Annotated in this window: 15 protein-coding genes; 7 read left to right on the top strand and 8 right to left on the bottom strand. The window is 48.7% G+C overall.

What is annotated here, in order from left to right; translation table 11 throughout:
* Window positions 1–34: 34 nt before the first annotated feature.
* The 6 genes from flhB to motA form a co-directional block, all read right to left on the bottom strand.
* A complete protein-coding gene (gene flhB / locus PsAD37_RS12375) occupies window positions 35–1,096 on the bottom strand; it encodes a flagellar biosynthesis protein FlhB (protein WP_063296407.1) in 1,062 nt (353 codons plus the stop codon).
* Between the two features lie 55 nt (window positions 1,097–1,151).
* Window positions 1,152–2,186 (bottom strand): flagellar motor switch protein FliG, encoded by a 1,035-nt coding sequence (locus PsAD37_RS12370; RefSeq protein ID WP_057466011.1) that lies wholly within the window; start codon window positions 2,184–2,186, stop codon window positions 1,152–1,154.
* A gap of 51 nt (window positions 2,187–2,237) precedes the next feature.
* Window positions 2,238–2,516 (bottom strand): flagellar motor switch protein FliN, encoded by a 279-nt coding sequence (gene fliN, locus PsAD37_RS12365; RefSeq protein WP_244272523.1) that lies wholly within the window; start codon window positions 2,514–2,516, stop codon window positions 2,238–2,240.
* A 134-nt stretch (window positions 2,517–2,650) separates the two neighbouring features.
* Window positions 2,651–3,301 (bottom strand): hypothetical protein, encoded by a 651-nt coding sequence (locus tag PsAD37_RS12360; RefSeq protein ID WP_063296405.1) that lies wholly within the window; start codon window positions 3,299–3,301, stop codon window positions 2,651–2,653.
* On the bottom strand, window positions 3,282–4,247 hold the full coding sequence (locus tag PsAD37_RS12355) for a flagellar motor switch protein FliM (protein ID WP_063296404.1): 966 nt from the start codon (window positions 4,245–4,247) through the stop codon (window positions 3,282–3,284). The genes PsAD37_RS12360 and PsAD37_RS12355 overlap by 20 nt, the downstream gene beginning before the upstream one ends.
* The gene (gene motA / locus PsAD37_RS12350; protein WP_063296469.1) at window positions 4,247–5,131 is read right to left on the bottom strand and encodes a flagellar motor stator protein MotA; all 885 of its coding nucleotides are present in this window, start codon (window positions 5,129–5,131) and stop codon (window positions 4,247–4,249) included. The genes PsAD37_RS12355 and motA overlap by 1 nt, the downstream gene beginning before the upstream one ends.
* A 170-nt stretch (window positions 5,132–5,301) precedes the next feature.
* Here motA and PsAD37_RS12345 point away from each other — a divergent pair, with 170 nt between their 5' ends.
* Genes PsAD37_RS12345 through fliI form a run of 4 tightly spaced genes read left to right on the top strand, consistent with a single transcriptional unit; the run spans window position 5,302 to window position 8,830 of the window.
* Window positions 5,302–6,075: a DUF1217 domain-containing protein gene (locus tag PsAD37_RS12345; RefSeq protein WP_063296403.1), complete on the top strand. Its 774-nt coding sequence runs from the start codon at window positions 5,302–5,304 to the stop codon at window positions 6,073–6,075.
* A 5-nt stretch (window positions 6,076–6,080) separates the two neighbouring features.
* The gene (flgF, locus tag PsAD37_RS12340) at window positions 6,081–6,806 is read left to right on the top strand and encodes a flagellar basal-body rod protein FlgF (RefSeq protein WP_063296402.1); all 726 of its coding nucleotides are present in this window, start codon (window positions 6,081–6,083) and stop codon (window positions 6,804–6,806) included.
* Complete coding sequence (locus PsAD37_RS12335; protein WP_063296401.1) at window positions 6,806–7,495, top strand: hypothetical protein; 690 nt, start codon at window positions 6,806–6,808, stop codon at window positions 7,493–7,495. The genes flgF and PsAD37_RS12335 overlap by 1 nt, the downstream gene beginning before the upstream one ends.
* 18 nt (window positions 7,496–7,513) lie before the next feature.
* A complete protein-coding gene (gene fliI / locus PsAD37_RS12330; protein WP_063296400.1) occupies window positions 7,514–8,830 on the top strand; it encodes a flagellar protein export ATPase FliI in 1,317 nt (438 codons plus the stop codon).
* A 60-nt stretch (window positions 8,831–8,890) separates the two neighbouring features.
* Here fliI and PsAD37_RS12325 read toward each other — a convergent pair whose 3' ends face one another.
* On the bottom strand, window positions 8,891–9,565 hold the full coding sequence (locus tag PsAD37_RS12325; RefSeq protein WP_063296399.1) for a response regulator transcription factor: 675 nt from the start codon (window positions 9,563–9,565) through the stop codon (window positions 8,891–8,893).
* Between the two features lie 755 nt (window positions 9,566–10,320).
* On the opposite strand from PsAD37_RS12325, the gene PsAD37_RS12320 reads away from it, so the two are divergent.
* From PsAD37_RS12320 to PsAD37_RS12310, 3 genes are all read left to right on the top strand, one after another.
* Window positions 10,321–11,637, top strand: coding sequence for a UDP-glucose/GDP-mannose dehydrogenase family protein (locus PsAD37_RS12320; protein ID WP_063296398.1), 1,317 nt, complete (start codon window positions 10,321–10,323; stop codon window positions 11,635–11,637).
* Window positions 11,638–11,869: 232 nt separating this feature from the next.
* Window positions 11,870–13,852 carry an autotransporter assembly complex family protein gene (locus PsAD37_RS12315; RefSeq protein WP_208991847.1) on the top strand — a complete coding sequence of 661 codons (1,983 nt, stop codon included), beginning with the start codon at window positions 11,870–11,872 and terminating at the stop codon, window positions 13,850–13,852.
* A 52-nt stretch (window positions 13,853–13,904) separates the two neighbouring features.
* Window positions 13,905–18,311: a translocation/assembly module TamB domain-containing protein gene (locus PsAD37_RS12310; RefSeq protein WP_063296397.1), complete on the top strand. Its 4,407-nt coding sequence runs from the start codon at window positions 13,905–13,907 to the stop codon at window positions 18,309–18,311.
* Here PsAD37_RS12310 and PsAD37_RS12305 read toward each other — a convergent pair.
* Window positions 18,308–19,324 (bottom strand): Ldh family oxidoreductase, encoded by a 1,017-nt coding sequence (locus PsAD37_RS12305; RefSeq protein ID WP_063296396.1) that lies wholly within the window; start codon window positions 19,322–19,324, stop codon window positions 18,308–18,310. The two genes, PsAD37_RS12310 and PsAD37_RS12305, sit on opposite strands and share 4 nt — an antisense overlap.
* Window positions 19,325–19,595: the final 271 nt, after the last annotated feature.

Here is a 19,595-nt window from a genome sequence, read left to right as displayed (position 1 = left end):
CCTCTTAAGGCAGAAACGCGCTTCGACAAAGTCTTTAGCGCTTTAAATAAACATATGAAATAATTTCGGCTACCGCTCGATAATATTCCTCTGGAATACTCTGATCTATCTCTACGGCGGCATAAAGTGAACGCGCGAGTTGTCGATCTTCTACAACTGGAACATCATGAATATAGGCCAGTTCTTTGATTTTCAGTGCAATCAGGTCCTGCCCTTTTGCAACAACACGCGGCGCTTGTTCGCCCTCACGCTCATAATACAGCGCAACAGCAAAGTGTGTGGGGTTCGCAACAACAACAGTCGCATCCTGAACAGATGACATCATGCGCTTGCGAGCCCTATCACGAGCAAGAGAGCGTAAACGCGCCTTGATAAGCGGATCGCCCTCTGCCTGCTTAAATTCGTCCTTTAGTTCCTGGTGAGACATGCGCAAATTCTTGCGCCACTGGAAACGCGCCAAGACCAAATCGAAACCAACAAGGAAGATGGTTGCAACGCAGATACCGGAAAGCAAAGTCATTGCAACAGACAAAATAAGCTGAGGCACTTGACTTGGGTCGCTGTACATCGCTGTCAACGCAACCGCTTGCTGCGATTTCAATACAAGCGCAGCGACGACGATCACAGTCACTAGCTTGAAGAGAGACTTCACAAATTCCATAGCGCCATTGACACTAAAAAGTCTACCCAGCCCCTTTTTCAAGGAAATCTTGCTGAGCTTCGGCTCAATTCGGTCCAACACCAAACGTGGCGTATTCTGCATAAAAGAGGAAGCCAAGCCAAAGAAAATCAAGATAGAAACGATCGGACCAAGGAACCAGACAAGCTGGAAAGCCACAGCAGACATTAACTGCAAAGGCTCCGCAGCACTGACAAACTGGATTTCACCCGGATTATCCAAAAACCACTTAAGGAAATACACCAGACCCTGCGCCTTATCGACAGCGATAAAGGAAAGCACAAGAAGAAGCGCAAGCATTGAGGCGAGCACAGACGCTTCCTTGGAGACTGGGATATTCCCTTTCTCCAAGGCATCACGAACCTTCTTCTCCGTGGGTTCCTGGGTTTTACTGTCGGGATCCTGGTCTTCAGACATGAAACCTGCCGCTTCTCAAGATGTTTTGACAGACTAATAAAGTCATGTCTCAGCTCTAGACGTAGACTTCTTCCCCGCCACGTCCGATCTCAAGGTCGATCTCACCCGAATTTGCCTTTTCAAGGGCAAGGTCAGTGATCGCCCGACGCGCATCCATCACTTCACGCTGTGTCATCGGCTCTCCAGAAGCCAGATCATTCTCAACGATCCTACGGGCACGCGACGCCATACTTGCAAGGATTGCCTGACGGAACTCCGGATTCGTTCCTTTAAGAGCTGCAGTGATAACTTCACTGGTAACATCATCAAAGATTGCCGTTCTGGTGCGCAGATCTAGGTTCTGGATATCATCGAAGGTGAAGAGCAAGGCATCGAGCTGTTCTGCAGATTTTGGCAGAGCTTCGCGCAGATTCCCCAGCGTATCTTCAAGATCATCACGTTCCATTTTGTTGAGAATATCTGCCATACGAACGTGGGAATCTGTACCCACTGTTCTTGCAAAGTTCACCATGAAGTCTTCGTGCAGTGTCTTCTGCACTTCCTCCATAACGTCCTCGACGATAGGCTTGAGCGTCAACATACGACGGACGATCTGATTACGTTTTCTACGCGGTATCTGGGAAATCACACGCGCAGCACCACTTGCGGAGATCTTTGACAAGATCACTGCTGCAGTTTGCGGATGTTCTTTCTGTAAATATGTAGAAAGAACATGCTCCGAGATTTGTGAAACCTTGTCCCAGATCGAACGCTTGGAATAGCCCATCACGTCCGACATAATTTCGGCGACCTGATCTTCCGGAAGAATACCTTTCAGAAGACTCTCGGCCCCTTCGGCTGTACCGAACAGGTTTACACCACCTGAGAAAAGCTCGATGAACTCTTCAATCAGCTCATCGAGTTCACTTGCAGGAACTGTGCCCAGATCTGCAGCTGCCCGGATGATCATCCGCATTTCATCATTGTCGAAATGCTTCAGAACACGGGTTGCCTTGTCACTCCCCATAGCCAACAGCAAAGCTGCTGCTTTCTGATGGCCATTTTTTCTGGAAATGACGCTTCCCATTTCAGCTGGAACAACACTGTTCATTCTCTACGCGCCTCGGATACACATATAAAATCAAGCACAGCTCTTGTGCGGCTAGTTGTAGCTGCCTTTTGCGCCTACAATTTCAGTCAGAGACACTCCAAACCGCGAGTTATCATCTTCAACAACCACGATTTCGCCACGCGCTACAGTGCGGCCATTTACGACGATGTCGACAGGCTCACCAACGCGGTGATCCAGAGGTATAACCGCGCCACGACCAAGCTTAAGCAAACTGGCCACAGGCATGGTCGCAGATCCAAGAACAACCTGCATATCAACCGGAATACCTAGAACTGCATCCAGATTACGGTCGACGTTCTCGTCGCTCATACCCTTTTCAGGCGCGGAAGCAGCTGGCTGGGCTGCTGCAGAAGGCGCACCCATATCCATATCCATCTCGGCTTCAGAAGCAGCAGCTTCCCATTGCAACGCGAGGGCTTCATCACTCATTTCATTTGAGCTGCTCATTGCGGATCATTCTCCTTCTCAGGACTTTCGTCGTCCTTTACATTTACAGATCTGAATGTGGCGCTCTGGCCGAAAGAAACTTTTCTGACTCTGACATTCTGGTTATCTATTGCAGATACTGCGGTATTTTCTTGGTTGCTTGCCGGCGCAGGCTTGCCCATTCCACCGGCCAGCAACAACGCGGCAGTATTGGACGCTGCACTCGTAACGGGCTTTTGCTTTGCCTTTGTTGCAGCAGGCTTTGCAGTGCGAATGGAACGTCGTCCGCGATCTCCACCTGGCCTTGGCGGTGCATCATTCATACTGATGCCAACTTCATCACTTTTCTTGCTCAACCACTCGATATGTTCCTGAAGCGCTTTCATTTCTGTTTGCGCCTGCAGGATCACACCAGAGATATCAACGGTAGCCTCGCGAGCCTCATCAATCCGCTGACCAAGATTACTTAGGATCTCCTCACCGCGAACCCGGATTTCCTGCAAAGACAAACCAATGTTGTCCATCGCTTCCGAGGTCTGGTCAAAAATCCTTTGATACTCTTCATGATAGCCGGAGAGCCGCTTTAGCTGCCGGTACATGATCACAACGCGCCATGTCGTAACCAAAAGAGCAAAGAGTAAAAATCCGTCAATTAGATAAGATATCATCGAGAAGTTCCCCTTCCTGCTCGATCAACTCTTCAACGCGTACTGTGTAAGACCCTGCAACCTGACCCAGGCGACAGTTAAACAATGGCTGGCTGTTACATTCGAGCTGAACGGCAGTTTTTGGAGTAGCATTCAATTCAAGAACAAGACCAACCTCGAATTGCGCAATCTCTTCTAGGGTCATGCGCTGCTCTTCAAGAATTGCAGTAAGCTTTACTTCAGTACGCTGAACTTCCTGTTGGAACTGTTTAGTCCAACGCGTATCGCGACCAGCAACCTCACCAGACAACACCTGCGTCAAGTTTTCACGCAGCGGGTTCAGAACCGACTGAGGAATAATGATGAAGATCTCACCTTCACGGCCGATGATTTCAGCAGTCATTTTAGCAAGCACACACGGATTACTCTTCCGGCCCGTTTGCGCAAATTCCATACGGTTTTCGAGACGCTCTACTTTCAACGAAGTATCAGCAATCGCCTCGAACGCCGTTTCGAGTGCCGTAGCCGCTTCCTGGAACATTCTATAGGCAAGCCGCTGCTCGACATTGGTCAAAGCACGATCTTCAAGAAACGCCTCTTCTTCACCATCCCCGCCGAGCAGAACTTCAACCATAGAGAAGATGAAGGTTCGATCAAACCCGAGCAAAATGCGTGCATCCCACTCTTGCGCATGAAGGACAGCAACAACTGCACGATCCTCATATTGCTCAAGAGCATCACCGATACGCTCATTAGAAACCGATTGAACCGCCAAATAAGGTGCAGTTGCCGCCATCTGCCGAAGTGTATCGATGTACTGGCGCGCCATGCGATCAAAGACCACATGAAGCATCGGAAGACGATCAACACCCAGACCAGCCGCATCCAACAAACGAGAAGGCAAATCCACCTTCGCGTTCTGAGCGCTGATCACCTCATCATTCATTTCCAGCTCTTGAGGCTCCATCAGGCTTCACCTCCAGCTACAGACACCACCGGACCAGCATTCATAGTTTCCGCCTCAACCTCATCAATTGTAGGACGATCATCTGCACCGATGGTTTTACGGCCGTGCTCCAATGCGATCTGAGGCGCTGCACCATTCATGAACGCGAGCAATGTCTGCTTCACCTCAATATAGAGGCGATAACGCTGTTCACGGATGGACTTAATCTTGACCGCAATCGGACCGACAATACCGTAGGATAAAAAGATACCGAGGAATGTACCGACGAGCGCAGCACCAATCAGACTACCAAGAATCTCCGGCTCCTGATCAATGGCCCCCATCGCTTTCACGATACCAAGCACAGCAGCCACAATACCGAGAGCAGGCAAAGTCTCCGCTACAATACTAAGCGCCTGATACGGCTTCATCTCTTCACGACCGAGAGTATGCAATTCCTCATCCATCAAGGCTTCAATTTCGTGAGGACGAACATTACCAATGATAATGAGACGAAAATAATCGCAGATAAAGCTCGTAAGAGATATGTTCGCGAGAACCCGCGGAAAACGCTGAAACAACTCAGAATCATCAGGATTATCAATGATCTGCTCAACATCATTACGCCCCTTTGCACGAAGGGTTCTCATAAGACCGTAGAGCACACTTAGCGTATCCAGATGGTCACGCTTTTTTGGCTTTGCATTCAACAAAGCTTCATGAATACCGCGCCCGGTATCCTTAATCGTCTTAAACGTATTCGCTACCACGAAGGTACCGAAGGCAGCTCCCCCAACAATCAGCAGCTCAAAAGGTTGCCATAGCACCTTCATATAGCCACCCATTGCAACATAACCACCAATTATGGATCCAATAACGATCACGAGGCCAACTAGAATATTCAATTTGCGCTCCACACACTTACCGGACAAGCACTTTTCTTATTTTGTGGTAGCGAGACTTACTTGTCCGAAGCTGGTGTTAAAGACGCTAAAATCCTAACAAACACCCGTACAGCTTCAGACAAGCCCTAAAGAGCATTCTCTTGAAGCATTTGAGTTTAGGTAGGGTTATTATGATCGACACAGTATTGCGGTATACCATGTTGACACGGAGCATGGATCAAACATTAGAACGCACAGCCAATGATCCGATGACCAAGCGTGAAACTGAGTATTACGAAGAGAACATCCGTAACATCAAGTCAATAGAAGACTTTCTGGAGGATGACCGGATCTATAATTACGCCATGAAGGCGATGGGCCTTGAGGACATGACTTATGCTAAAGGCATGATGAGAAAAGCACTCAAGGAAGGCGTCTCCGACCCAAGCTCTTTTTCAAATCAATTAGTTGATACCAGGTTCAAAGAATTTGCAGAAACTTTTGATTTTGCGGCTTTTGGAGAAGCTGCAACCGCGTTTGATAAAGCACAGACCGAAATTACAGAGAAATATGTGCAGCAAACGTTAGAAGCAACCGAAGGCATTGAGAACAATGGCGTTCGCTTAGCTCTCTATTTTGAACGTAAAGCCCCAGAGATTAATAGTGCGTACGACATACTGGCAGATCGCGCTTTATATGAAGTTGTAAAAACGGTTGCAGGCATTCCAGATTCAATGGTTGGAACCGATGTCGACAGGCAAGCTGCTTATATAAACAAAAAACTAAAAGTCGAAGACTTCAAAGAACCAGAAAAACTTGCAAAATTTATGGAGAAGTTCATTCACCTCTACGATGCAATTAATGGATTGAATACATCTCCTACTATCCAGTTATTTGCCCCATCAAGTTTCGGAATAAATCCAGATACGCTTGAGCAAGTTAACTCAATTAAATTTGGAGGCTAATAATAATGGTTGTCCCTTCTCTTTATGTCTCCCTCTCCGGGCAGATGGCCCTTGAGCGCCGACTTGAGACAGTTGCGCGAAATGTAGCCAACATGGAAACTGCCGGCTATCGGTCCACAGAAGTCAAATTCGATAGTCTCGTTAAGAGCCCTGGCAAAGACCCTGTCTCCTTCGCGTCTATTGGAGAGAACTATATCTCAACGCAAGCTGGTGCGATCAAGCAAACTGGAAACTCTCTTGATGTTGCGATTGATGGCAACGGATGGCTAGGTATTCAAACCGGCAATGGTGTTGCTTATACTCGAGATGGCCGCTTTCAGATTGGTGTTGACGGCATCCTCAGGAGCATCGAAGGCAATCCAATTCTTGATAGCGGAAATGCACCAATTATCTTGGACCCACTCGGCGGAGCTCCAGAGATTGCTAAGGATGGCTCTATCTATCAGGAAGGCCGTCAGGTTGGCGTACTCGGTCTTTTCTCCATCCCTCAGGATGCCAAGTTGAGCCGCGCAGGAAATTCTGCTGTCATACCTGACGCGCTAGCAGAATCAATTCAGGATTTTACAGAGAATGGATTCGCCCAGGGCTTCGTCGAAGGCTCGAACATTAATCCAATCTCTGAGATCACCAAGCTCATCACCATCACTCGTGCTTTTGAAAGTACAAACTCGATGATGCAGAGTGTGGAAAGTATTCGGCAGCAGACAATACGAAAACTTGGAGAGAGCTGATGGCTGTTAATCCGGTTCAAGCAATTTCTGGCACTTCGGAAGATACTCGTGCCGGAAACACTTCCAGCAATGCTAAGACCTCATCACCCAAGCCATTTAGTTTGGGTGAGTTGCTTGATATCATCAATCCATTGCAGCACATACCCGGTGTAAATACTCTTTATCGAGAGATTACTGGTGATGAAGCTTCTGTTCGCTCTCGCGTTGCAGGCAGCTCGCTGTATGGGATGATTGCTGGCCCTCTGGGAATGGCGGGCCTCGTCGCTGGAAACCTTGTAGAAATGAAGATTTCTGGTGTGCTAGACGCGGAGAACGCGGCCACAGACAAGGCAACGCCTCTCAGCACCATTGAGAAAAAAATAAAGACAAGTCCACGTGTACCTGCACCCGCTTCAGATATGGTATCCTCATCGCAAAGAGGAACGCCAATCCTGCCTGTCCAGTCCAAAGAAATCCCACCACTTTTTGGCAATATCGCTTCTGCCGAAGCCATTTCTATGGGAAATGAGAACAAGCTAATTCAAGCTTTGGCTGGTAGCTCGGAGAACGAGGAAAAAACTTCTTCTGATTTGGATGCATCAACACTTCCAACAGTTGATAAACTATCGCAGGATGCACGGAACTTGCTGCCGGAGGATTTGCTCAAGCAGCTACAAGAGCGGCATCGCAATACCATTGCACAAAGCTAACACTTCAAAAGGCTGTTTATGACCGCCCTTGCGCGCATTCAGGAACTTACCGCTCAAATTCCATCAAGCTCATGGAATATTGAGATAAGTGGGACCCTCTGTGAGGTCACCCCTAACCATCTTAGAGTTAAGGGACTTTCAGGTGGCGTTAACCTAGGGGACCAAGTCTCCTATATGAGTAACAACGGTGAAGAATTTGGAGAAGTCATCCGAATTGAGCCTGATAGTGTACTTGTGAAGCCCTATGCATCCAGATCTGACCTTGGTCTTGGGATCAAAGTGAAGCGTTGCGGCGAACTTAGCTTTTATCCGGACAACAACTGGCGTGGGCGCATTATCAATGCGTTTGGACAGCCGATCGATGGCCTTGGTCCGATGACTGAAGGACCATCTCTTGCTTCGTTTAATACCCTCCCGCCTCCGCCAGTTCACCGTGCGCGAGTTAAAGATGCTGCCATAACTGGGGTACGGGTGCTCGACCTCTTTACACCGATTTGCCATGGTCAGCGCCTGGGTATTTTTGCCGGTTCTGGCGTAGGTAAATCAACGCTGCTCTCCATGATCGCACGAAGTAACTCTTTCGACACTGTCGTTATCGGACTTATCGGCGAACGTGGCCGTGAAGTTCGTGAGTTCGTCGAAGAAACACTTGGTGATCAACTCTCCAAATCAGTGGTCGTGGTCGCTACAGGTGATGAAAGCCCCATGATGCGGCGGCTGGCTCCTAAAACAGCGATGACAGTTGCCGAACACTTCAGAGATCAAGGACAATCTGTATTATTGATCGTTGATAGCGTCACTCGCTACGCACATGCTCTACGTGACGTTGCATTGGCAGCTGGAGAGCCCGCTCTCTCTCGCGGCTATCCACCAAGCGTATTCTCGGAACTCCCTCTCCTGCTAGAACGTGCAGGCCCTGGCATTGAAGGAAGCGGCATGATGACCGCGATCTTTTCCGTGCTGGTTGATGGTGATGACCATAATGACCCTGTCGCAGACAACATCAGAGGCCTACTGGATGGGCATGTCGTTCTGGATAGGCATATTGCTGAGGAAGGCCGATATCCTGCCGTCAACGTCCTCGGCTCCATCTCGCGACTTGCACAGAGCTGCTGGTCCCCTCAGGAACGTGAGCTCATCCTGAAATTGAAGGCAATGATTGCGAAGTTTGAAGATACCAAAGATCTACGCATGATGGGCGGATATAAAGAGGGAGTGGATCCCTTACTCGACCAAGCCATTGAGGTTGCCCCAAAGGTCTACAATGCGCTTGTACAGGGCTTGGATGCACCCTCAAGCCAGGACGCATTTACTGAGCTGGCTCAGCTTCTGTAAAACACGAAAGATACGAGACCTAAACAACAAAAAAGGCTGCTCGAGCAGCCTTTTTTGTTGTTATAGAGAATTAATTATATAGCCAAGATAACGCTTTGAATCGATGGGATCATACCCCATCTGTGTACGTAGTTTCTTTCTTAGCTTACTGATGTGACTTTCGATTACATTTTCGTCTACTTCACTTTCAAAGATGCCATAGACAAAGTTATAAATCTGAGTTTTCGTCAAGCGACGCCCGTTGTTCTGAGCAAGATACTCAAGGATACGACGTTCTCGGCGTGGTAATGCCAGTGTGTTCCCTTTGATTTCAGGATCCCGTCCATCAAAGTATACCGTAAGGTCACCCAGCTCGACATTGATGCTTTGGTTCGTTGTCCGGCGTTTGATTGCGTTAACACGCGCAAGTATCTCTTGCGGATGCACCGGCTTGCGGACAACGTCATCTACACCAGCAGCAAACAACTTCAGTGTCTGCTCTAAAACCGGACTGCTATTCAGAACCAATACCGGTTTTTGAGAACATCTACGGCGGATAATTTGCGGGAACTTTTCATGCTCCCCTATCTCGCCAATCAAAATAGCTTCGACGGCCTCGAACTCAGTATCAGGTGCAGTATTTAACCAATCCCGAAAGTCGTCCGGACTAAAGCCACTTGTCGAAATACCTTCTCGCTCAAATCCAGATGCATACCCATCGGTTACAAGCTGTTGTTCATCAACAATTAAATACATAACCCCAACCCATTCATTCCCAAATGAATATATCGCTGGTAAATCAGTGAAACACGTTCTGTCAATTTCTCTTGAAGAATTTTTACCTTCGACACCAAGTAAAACCTCACCAGAAACTATAGTAATTATAATAGAAAATAAGAATAAATTTTACTTACATTTTTATTCTAATAAATAATATAGGTGCTAGTTTCTGCCATTTTTCGAAATCTTTCGAATTTCAATCTTTATTTTTCATACCCTTATTTTTTGTAGTTCAAAAATTCAAAGGCATATTTTTGCCACATCCTCTCCATATTTGAGTTCGCGTCATACGGGAAAAATCCTTGGGATAAACTATTAGCAATTTTAAGTTAGCTACTATTGGCGCAAGGAGTAGAATCAAAAAGAAGCATTACAGCCGGAGAAAAACGGGCGTACTTCTACTTATTCTTACAATTGTATATCTCATGTAATTTTATCTAAATCAGCACATTAACCATCCAATTCTTAGTAGGCAGCATTTTCCTACTTAGAAAAGAAATGTATTCTCCTAGAACTTTAGATAAATAACAGAGCTATACTCTCTAATACTCGTCACAATTCGACTACAATTTTACCACAATACGTGTCTTTCTTCAGGCAAGGATACCACGTTATCAGGGGGATATACCTAACTGTGGGATGTGTTTCATCTCAGGTTATGTACTATTGCGTTTCAACTTAAACAAACCTATTTGCACATCCAGAAATGATCGGCTCGTGCAGGAGACACAATGTTAATTACAGTAATAGGTAGCGGCTACGTCGGGTTGGTTTCAGGCACGTGTTTTGCTGATTTTGGTCATAAAGTCATCTGCGTTGATAAAGCGGAAGACAAGATTGAAAAGCTGAAGAACGGACAGATCCCAATTTACGAGCCGGGCCTGGAAGAGTTGGTTGCCAGCAATGTGAAAGCTGGCCGTTTGAGCTTTACAACTGAGCTACCTGACGCGGTTCGTAAAGCCGACGTCATCTTCATCGCAGTCGGCACCCCTTCTCGCCGCGGAGACGGGCACGCCGACCTTAGCTATGTGTATGCAGCGGCTGAAGAGATCGCAACATCCCTTAATGGCTTTACAGTCGTTGTCACAAAATCGACTGTTCCGGTTGGTACGGGAGATGAAGTCGAGCGCATTATTCGCGAAGCAAATCCAAATGCGGATTTTGAAGTTGTTTCGAACCCAGAGTTCCTGCGCGAAGGTGCCGCGATTAATGACTTCAAACGTCCTGACCGTATTGTTGTCGGCCTTTCTCATGAGCGCGCGAAGTCGGTCATGACTGAAGTCTACCGTCCTTTGTATCTCAACCATTCTCCAATCCTGTTCACGAGCCGTCGCACCTCTGAGCTGATCAAGTATGCCGGCAATGCCTTCCTTGCCATGAAGATCACGTTCATCAACGAACTTGCTGATCTAAGTGAAGCAGTTGGAGCAGACGTTCAGGATGTTGCCCGAGGCATCGGTCTTGATAACCGCATTGGTGGCAAGTTCCTGAATGCTGGTCCCGGTTATGGCGGTTCCTGCTTCCCGAAAGATACACTTGCGCTTGTTAAGACTGCGCAGGACCACTCCAGCCCTGTTCGCCTAATTGAGACCACATGTTCAATCAACGATCAGCGCAAACGTTCTATGTCCAAGAAAGTAGCAGCGGCTATTGGTGGGGATGTTCGCGGCAAGAAAATCGCAGTGCTTGGCCTGACCTTTAAGCCAAACACAGACGATATGCGCGACAGCCCTGCCCTTTCCATTATTCAGGCGCTTCAAGACAAAGGTGCTGACATTCACGCCTATGATCCTGAAGGTATGGATTCAGCTGTAGAGCTTTTAGAGGATGTTACATTCGGAAGTAATGCCTACGAGATTGCAAAGGGTGCACATGCTCTGGTTATTGTGACCGAGTGGGATGCGTTCCGCGTTCTCGACTTCAGCCGCCTTAAAAATGAGATGGCGACTCCAGTGCTCGTGGATCTCAGAAACATCTACGGCAAAGACGAAGTTGCAAAACACGGCTTCTCTTACACCTGTATTGGACGTCCTGACGAAGAAATCTAAACAATAAGGTCCCGGCGAATTATGCGTTTTGCCGGGACTTTTCTCGCCTCCCACAATCCATGCCCAATTTTTAAGTGCTGTTACCAAAGAGGTGACAATTGCGGTTTGCTTTCAACACACCAATCATGCGAATTTTAATTATCGCGTGAGCAGATTCTCTCAGGGCTAATCCCAAGAGCTTTATGAGCTGAGAACAATCTGCATTTTGGAAGATTGTTGGAGCCTATCCTAGTTGCTTTACAAGCATAAAAACAGACGAGAGCGTATAGCCTCTGGTTGGCCATGGAACGTCAAAATTCCTCGCGCTGTTGCTTTGCTTGTTTGCTTGTGCCTTTCATTCAGCACCTTTTCGCAAGCCTATGCCTTTGAACTTTTCGGATACCATCTCTGGGGTGAAAAAGCCGAGAGTGATGAAGATAGCTTAGCTGGTGTGCCAGACCCGACACCTTACACCGTTGAGTTCCGTGTTATTGGGGAACATGAAGACCAGCCGAGTGAACTTGAGGAAGAGCTGCAGTCCGTCAGTCTTCTAGTTCAGGACGTCAAGAAGCTCCCGTCTGGCGCCAGTGGCGTTCTCGCCCGCGCAACTCAGGACTTTGAACGCCTGATCGGTAAGCTTTATGAAGATGGATACTATGGTGCTCTGGTTCAAATCACCGTAGCAGGATCACCACTTAATCAAGCCATCCTTCATCCTGAGAAAATTACAGAGCGCCCTATTCCTATTCTCGTGGAGATTAACAGAGGTATTCAGTTTCACTTTGGCAACGCAGATGTAAATTATAAAGGCTCGGCAACAGAGAATGGACTTGACCTGCCCAACGCGCAGTCACTCGGCCTTGTAGAAGGAATGCCAGCACTTTCAGCTAAGGTGCTGGAAGCAGAGAAGCAGGCCGTTAAGTTCCTTAAGGATGAAGGATATCCATTTGCGAAAGTGGGGAACCGGCAGTTACTGGCCAATCACGCCAGTCAGACGCTCAAAGTTAAACTGGATGTTGTCAGTGGACCATATGCGCGGTTTGGTCCGATTTCTGTATCCGGCACAGTCAAAATGGATCCTGAGTTTGTTCGCAGTTACGCAAACCTTCCTCGCGGTGCGCAGTGGGATGCCAAAGTTATCTCTCACGCACAGAGCAGACTGAGGGATCTGGAAGTCTTTTCCAGCATTCGCTTTGAACCTGATGACCAGCTTGATGCGAACGGTGAACTGCCTCTGACGATTGTTGTGGCAGAACGCCCACGGAAAGTTTTTGGAATTGGTGCCAATTACTCCAGTAATGAAGGCGTTGGTTTTGATGGATACTGGCGACACCGCAATCTGTTTGGAAAAGCGGAGCGACTTTCAGTAACCGGCGCAGTCGGCCAGCTTCTTGCCGTAAATAACGAGCAGATTGAGTATGCCGCCCGCGTCACCTTTGAAAAACCCGGTGCGATTGGACCGTTGACCGCTTTTTCAACCAGCGTTGCTGCCGTTCAGGAAAACCCAGATAACTATCGCAGCACGTCATTTACATACGATGCTTATCTATCCCGTGATTTTACAGAGGCTTTGAGCGGCCGAATTGGTGCAGAAGTCTATTTTGCCAATGAACGGGACGTTTTCGGCCAGAATGATTACTTTCTACTGGGAATTCCTGCAGACCTGACTTACGACACACGCAATGACGCTTTGAACCCGACCAATGGTATTGAAGCCAAATTATTCTTTGAACCAGCCTATGACGTGCTTGGTGATACCGAAAACCTGTATTCTCAAGGCTCAATTGCCAGTTACCTGCCGATTGTAGGTACGGACCGTGTTGTTTTAGCTGGCCGCGTATCAGCTGGTGCAATTATCGCCCCGTCGGTTCAGGATGTCCCCGCTGCACGGAGGTTCTTCCTTGGAGGTGGTGGATCAATCCGAGGGTATGCTTATAAAAACGTGGGGCCGCGCCTGGATGACGAAGTTACGGGTGGGCGCAGTTTCATGTTGTTTAATGGTGAAGTCAGAACAAGAATTACCGAAAACATTGGTCTCGTCGGATTTGTAGATGCAGGCGCTGCATATTTGACCCAGTTTCCAAACTTCGATGAGCCCTTCAGCGTAGGTGTCGGCGGAGGGGTGCGCTATTTCACACCTGTTGGCCCTTTGCGGCTTGATGTTGGTGTCCCACTTGAACCTCAGCGCAATGATCCGCCGTTTGCAGTCTATATTGGTTTAAGTCAGTCCTTCTAATCAGCTCCGCCTACAGAAGGCATGCGACAAAAAGAGAAAGATCAAAGAGCGAATGCAACTGGTCCGACGTATCACAATGACCCTTGGCAAAATACTAGCCCTTCTTCTCGTGCTGGTACTTGTGGTTTATGCGGGACTTGTGGTGACAACTAGTTTTCAGGCAGGTCGCCAGTTCCTCGGATCAACTTTGAGCTCTTTTTTGCCAGATGTGAGGATTGATCAACCTCGCCTGACCGCTTCCGGCAATCTGTTTGCCGATGGGGTCTATCTTTCCGATGCGAAGGGCACATGGCTTGAAGTTCACAGAGCTTCAGTTCGTTGGTCACCGCTTTCGCTTCTTTTCGGCGCACTTGATATTCACGAGGGCGCAGCACAACGGATTGCATTAGCACGATTGCCAGAAGCTACAGAAAGTCCGGGTTCTGAACCTGCCCCTGCTGAAGAAACAGGCATTACCCTGCCTTTCAACACCATTGATCTCCAAAGCCTCAACATCAAAGAACTTGCCCTCCCCGCTTCTATTGCCGGTATGCCTGCACAGTTCGAGATCACGGGCACTGCGACTTATGCGAGTTCTCCTGACAAAATTGCCGGCAAGCTCAACATTTCACGCACTGGCGACGTTCAGGGCACAGCAAGCATTGACGTCGATTTTGATCCGGCAGATGGCGTAGTCAATTTCCGTGGCATGGTCTCTGAAGCAGCCAATGGGCTGACTGCCAATCTTCTTGACCTTCCGGATGCACCGAGTTTTGCGCTACGTATGGAAGGTGGCGGCCCGCTGACAAACTGGTCGTCTTCATTACAAGTAGATCTGAATAGGGTTCGAGCCATTGATGGTGAGATTACTCTTGCGCAAAATGGAACGCAGAAGTCACTAACTACACATTTATCAGGGGAACTTGAGCAGTTTCTTCCCTCTTCTATCTCCAGCCTATTTGCAGGGCAGACCACGTGGTTTGCAAACGCGACACTCAATGAAGATTATCTGCCGCTTTCAGTAACCGGAAAGCTTTCAACCGGTGCGATCTTAGCGCATTTGGAGAACACATACGCAACTGACAAGAACTCTTTGATAGCGAAGGTCCAAATCCAGACACTTGAGAGCAACACTAAACCACTTCTCATCAAGACTGGCGAGCAGGCCGTTCAACTGGATACTTTGTCTGTGACTGCATCGGCTTCGGGACCGCTTGAGAGCCTGAATTGGGACTTCTCTGTTCAAGCAGATAAGATTAAAACACAAGAAGCGGATCTGGGGGCGCTAAGCCTTTCTGCAAAGGGTGATGGTGCAAACATTTCCGCGCAGATAATGTCCATCCCGCTTGAAGCGCGTCTCCAAGTTAGTGGTGTCCATCTTGCTCCAGCTTCACAAGACCAAAACATCAAGAATATAAGTGTTTCACTCAAAGGCATCGCGTTTCCAAATCAGGAAAAACTAAAGTTAAGCGAGTTACACTTGGAGAGTGATGCAGCGGCTGCACGGTTTAATCTGGTAGAACTCTCGCCGAGCAACGGACAGGCACAGGGCAATCTTTCTGTATCTGACCTTAGCCTTCTGTCAGGATTTGTGCAGCAAAACGTAAGCGGCTCTGTTGAGGCTCAATTGTCCTTGCTAGCGGATTTCCAAAAACAATCTGGAGAGATCAATCTCAAGGGAACCAGCAGCCGTGTGAGTATGCAAAATGAGCGCATTGACCGAATTCTCACTTCCCCGGGTAGGTTTTCTGCCAAGCTTGCAGCAACCCTTGATAGCACCGACCTGCTCGCTTCATATGGCCGACTGGAAGTTCTTTCCTTTGAGAACATGTTTGGACAATTTGAAGCTCATGGCAGTTTGCAAGATCGTCAGCTGGATGGTGCATTTTCTGCTCAAGTGCATCAACTCGATCTGCTGGAGCCCCGTGTAAGTGGGGCCCTCACTGCCAGCGGGAAGGTTTCAGGTAATACTTCTGCACCTGAAGTGACACTTGAAATACACTCTGACCGGATTGAGATGGATGGCACTCCCTTAGAGAAGCTGAAGCTTGTAGCCGATGGGACGCTTTCTGAAACGGCTCCCAATTCGGACATCAATCTTACAGGCAGGTTTAAAGGGGAAGAGCTTGTTGGCAAGTTCAAGCTGCTGAGTGAGGCTGGCAAACTGTCTGTTCCGATACTGGATTTTGATTTCGGCGGGAACAAACTCAGTGGCAATGCACATGCTACTGATCTTGCGCTTCTACCACAAGGTTTGGTTGGGCAGTTCACCATTGAAGCCAATGATCTGAGCACTTTGTCATCACTGGCCTTGACCGAGATGGAAGGTCAGGCTCATGGACAAATCGATATTGAGCAAGACAACGGAGATGCCAAGATCTCATTTGATCTTAGCAGCCAAAACCTTCGGTTTGCGCAAAGTTCCATCATGTCCTTTGTCGCAAAAGGCTGGATAGACAAACCTTTCACACGCCCAGCTGCAAATGCGAACATTGCGCTCGATGGTGTTGAAGTGGAAGGGGTAAACCTGAGATCGTTGACATTGAATGCGACACCTGTTGAAGGCAAGACAAGTGCAGAGGTTGCAACTGGCTTTTCCATTAATGCCGAATTTGCTGAAAACAACGACCAACTTCAAAGCGCAGGGCTGGTGCAAGCTGTTCCCGAAGGGATCATTCTTACGCTGAATTCTCTTAATGGCCGCTACAAGGGCATTCAGACAAACCTCAAGCAACCAGCAGTGATTTCGCTACTTGAAGACAAACGGACTGTGTCCTCCTTTGAGCTGGCTCTTGGCAGTGGCTCTTTAAATGTTTACGGGAGCAACAGCAATCAGCTCAACATCAACGCCGAACTGAAGCAACTGCCACTTTCCATAGCGAATGCCTTTGTTCCAAGCCTTGCCTTGGATGGTGCTCTCAACGGGACCGTTCGCGCCTTTGGCGAGAACGACGCACCTCAAGTCAGCTGGCGGCTTGCGTTGAGCCAGTTTTCAGCAAAGCCGCTTCAGGATAACCGCATCCTCCCACTTCAGATTGAGAGCACCGGCTCGTTTGCTGACAACAAAATTGACCAAAAAACCATCGTCACCAACAGTTCAGGCCTGAACGTTGAGGCTTCAGGGGCAATCGGGCTTGCAGATGGTCAAGAAGTGTCTTTGACCACATCAGGCAACATCCCCCTTGATGTGGTGGGAGCTAAATTGATCGAGCAGAATTTGGGTGGCAGTGGTGGCTTCCGTCTCAGCGGGTCAGTTTCCGGCTCCCTCAAGGATCCTCAGATCGCCATTGATATCCAACCTGTGAACCTTGAGACCACACAGCTCTCAACTGGCATGACGCTGACAGACTACTCAGGTGACATTAAGGTCACACGGCAAGAGATTGCGATCAATAAATTTGCTGCCAAGTTTAGTAATGGTGGCACGTTGGTACTGGATGGCAAACTTGGACTGGGTTCAGGCCTGCCTGCTCAAATGGAACTCACGATTGATGGTGGCCGTTATGTTGACGGGACATTTGTTAGTGCATTGATTGACGCCAATCTTGCACTACAGGGCTCTCTTGCCGATGCAGGCGCCCCTCCTGCAATTTCGGGCAAAGTCACCATTAACCAGGCAGATATTGAAATTCCGAGCTCCTTTAACTCCAGTATCAATCCTGTGATCGTCCGGCATTTGAATGCGCCCAAGCCTATCCTCAACCAAGCGAAGATCCTTGCGCAAGATGAAGGGCGGGAAAACGCCAAGAAAAACGAGCAACCCAGCCCGATCTCGAAAGCCAGTTTGAATGTTGGCGTGGAAGCACCAGGCAAAATCTTCATCCGTGGGCGCGGCGTCAACGCTGAAGCCGGTGGATCACTTAACATTGGCGGCAAGCTCGATGATGTGAAGACCGTGGGCGCTTTCTCTCTGGTGCGTGGCCGTATCGATATTTTGTCAAAACGCCTGACACTCAGCCGCGGTAATGTGACGTTTAGTGGTTCTCTTGTACCAACACTCGATTTTGCGGCAACGACAACATCTGGCTCAACGGAAGTGACTGTCCTGGTGAGTGGACCTGCTGATATGCCGGTGATTGATTTCACTTCAGTCCCAAGCCTGCCAAAGGATGAGGTCCTTGCGCAACTGTTGTTTGGCGAGTCTGTCAACGATCTTTCGCCAATTCAGCTGGCAAGCCTTGCAAGCGCGATCGCAACGCTAACCGGAGGCACTGGCGTGGAAGGGCCATTGGGCACACTCCGCAATCTACTCGGTGTCAGCGATATCGATATCAAGTTTGATGCAGCGGGAAATCCAGAACTGGCCGTTGGTGGCTATATAAGTGAGCGGATTTATTTGGGCGTGACACAGGAGCCGACAACAGGTGACAATGCAGCAACTGTTGATATTGATGTCACGAAGTTCCTGAAGCTTCGTGGTGAAGCCGGCTCCGACGGAGATGCAAAAGCCGGTTTCTACTATGAGCGTGAATACGACTAAGTTGACGGCCCGGCGAGGCGGACTGCCTCTTCGTAGATAGGCTTTGGTAGGTTGACACCGTATTGCTCTGCTTTTTCGCGGGCTGCAAGACGAGATGTTCCCGGTAAACGTGCGCCCTCCTCAGCCTCAATCGCAGCAACAAGCGTTTGCATTCGTTCAGCAAACAAACCGCCAGAGACAAGATCTGCGTTGATTGCCAGAATAACCTGACCAAGATCAGGGGCGTCGCCCTCTCCTGAGAACAAACTGGACGCCTCAAAACCAAATGCAGCTCCGCATAGGCCTGCAGCCATGATCTCAATCATCATGGCTAAAGCCGCTCCTTTGGCCTCTCCGATAGGGATCATAGTTCCTGCAAGCGCCGCCTCCGGATCGGTGGTTGGCTGCCCGTCTTTGTCCAGTGACCAACCTTCCGGGATAGATTTTCCCGTTCGTTGCGCTGCCATGATCTTTCCGCGAGCGACACGTGAGAGCGCAAGATCAATGACAAGTGGCTCTCCATCTCCATTAGGAGCTGCAAATGCAATTGGATTGGTTCCGAACATAGGGTTCTTGCCGCCGTAGGCAGCAATTGCCTTAGGCCCATTGCCAAAAATGAACGCAACCATTCCATCGCGTGCCAAGCGCTCACAGTGGGCCCCCGCTTGCCCAAAGTGATGAGAATGACGGATCGCACTCAAAGCCAGCCCATTTTGCGAGGAAGCGTCTTTCAGAAATGGCAGCGCAACTTCAATTGCTGGGTAAGCAAATCCGTATTTAGCATCAATCCGCTGCACAACCGGAGTGATCAGCTCTGCTTCCGGTTTGGCAAAGCCGTCTACCTTGCCAGTTCTGGTTTGGGCGGTGTAGGACGGAATTCTGGAAAGGCCGTGGCCTGCCTGACCATCTGCCTCCGCGTTCACTAAAGCATTTGCAACGATCTTCGCAATTGCAGGATCTGTTTTGTTGGCAGACAAAGCACCCTCAGTGAGTTTGCGTGCTTCTTCTAATGAGAGATTGACCGTGTCTGACATGGAGCGACCTTAGCTATTCGAGTTTCAAAGCAAGTCGCTCCTGACACATTTTGCGGATAAGCACAATTGCGCCTGCTTCATGCGAAGACATAAATGCAGATTGACCTTGTTCATTTGAGCGGAGCAAATGACATTTCAACAGAACGGGTGCTCTCGCAGTCTTCCGGAATGACATCATTCCAGATTTTTCCGCCCAACCCATCTCAACCTCATTCTCGTAACAGCTTATGAAAGCATGAGTTTTGGATCTACTCGTGTTGCATTGAGAAAG

The organism is Pseudovibrio sp. Ad37, from assembly GCF_001623075.1.
Classification (GTDB): domain Bacteria; phylum Pseudomonadota; class Alphaproteobacteria; order Rhizobiales; family Stappiaceae; genus Pseudovibrio.
This window is presented reverse-complemented; position numbering and strand designations above follow the sequence as displayed.

Coding starts and splice junctions, on each gene's coding strand:
- PsAD37_RS12335 (WP_063296401.1), top strand. CDS start 6,806: ATGGCTGTTAATCCGGTTCAAGCAATTTCTGGCACTTCGGAAGATACT.
- fliN (WP_244272523.1), bottom strand. CDS start 2,516: ATGAGCGACGAGAACGTCGACCGTAATCTGGATGCAGTTCTAGGTATT.
- PsAD37_RS12355 (WP_063296404.1), bottom strand. CDS start 4,247: ATGGAGCCTCAAGAGCTGGAAATGAATGATGAGGTGATCAGCGCTCAG.
- PsAD37_RS12320 (WP_063296398.1), top strand. CDS start 10,321: ATGTTAATTACAGTAATAGGTAGCGGCTACGTCGGGTTGGTTTCAGGC.
- fliI (WP_063296400.1), top strand. CDS start 7,514: ATGACCGCCCTTGCGCGCATTCAGGAACTTACCGCTCAAATTCCATCA.
- PsAD37_RS12310 (WP_063296397.1), top strand. CDS start 13,905: ATGCAACTGGTCCGACGTATCACAATGACCCTTGGCAAAATACTAGCC.
- PsAD37_RS12345 (WP_063296403.1), top strand. CDS start 5,302: ATGATCGACACAGTATTGCGGTATACCATGTTGACACGGAGCATGGAT.
- flgF (WP_063296402.1), top strand. CDS start 6,081: ATGGTTGTCCCTTCTCTTTATGTCTCCCTCTCCGGGCAGATGGCCCTT.
- PsAD37_RS12305 (WP_063296396.1), bottom strand. CDS start 19,324: ATGTCAGACACGGTCAATCTCTCATTAGAAGAAGCACGCAAACTCACT.
- PsAD37_RS12370 (WP_057466011.1), bottom strand. CDS start 2,186: ATGAACAGTGTTGTTCCAGCTGAAATGGGAAGCGTCATTTCCAGAAAA.
- PsAD37_RS12325 (WP_063296399.1), bottom strand. CDS start 9,565: ATGTATTTAATTGTTGATGAACAACAGCTTGTAACCGATGGGTATGCA.
- flhB (WP_063296407.1), bottom strand. CDS start 1,096: ATGTCTGAAGACCAGGATCCCGACAGTAAAACCCAGGAACCCACGGAG.
- PsAD37_RS12360 (WP_063296405.1), bottom strand. CDS start 3,301: ATGATATCTTATCTAATTGACGGATTTTTACTCTTTGCTCTTTTGGTT.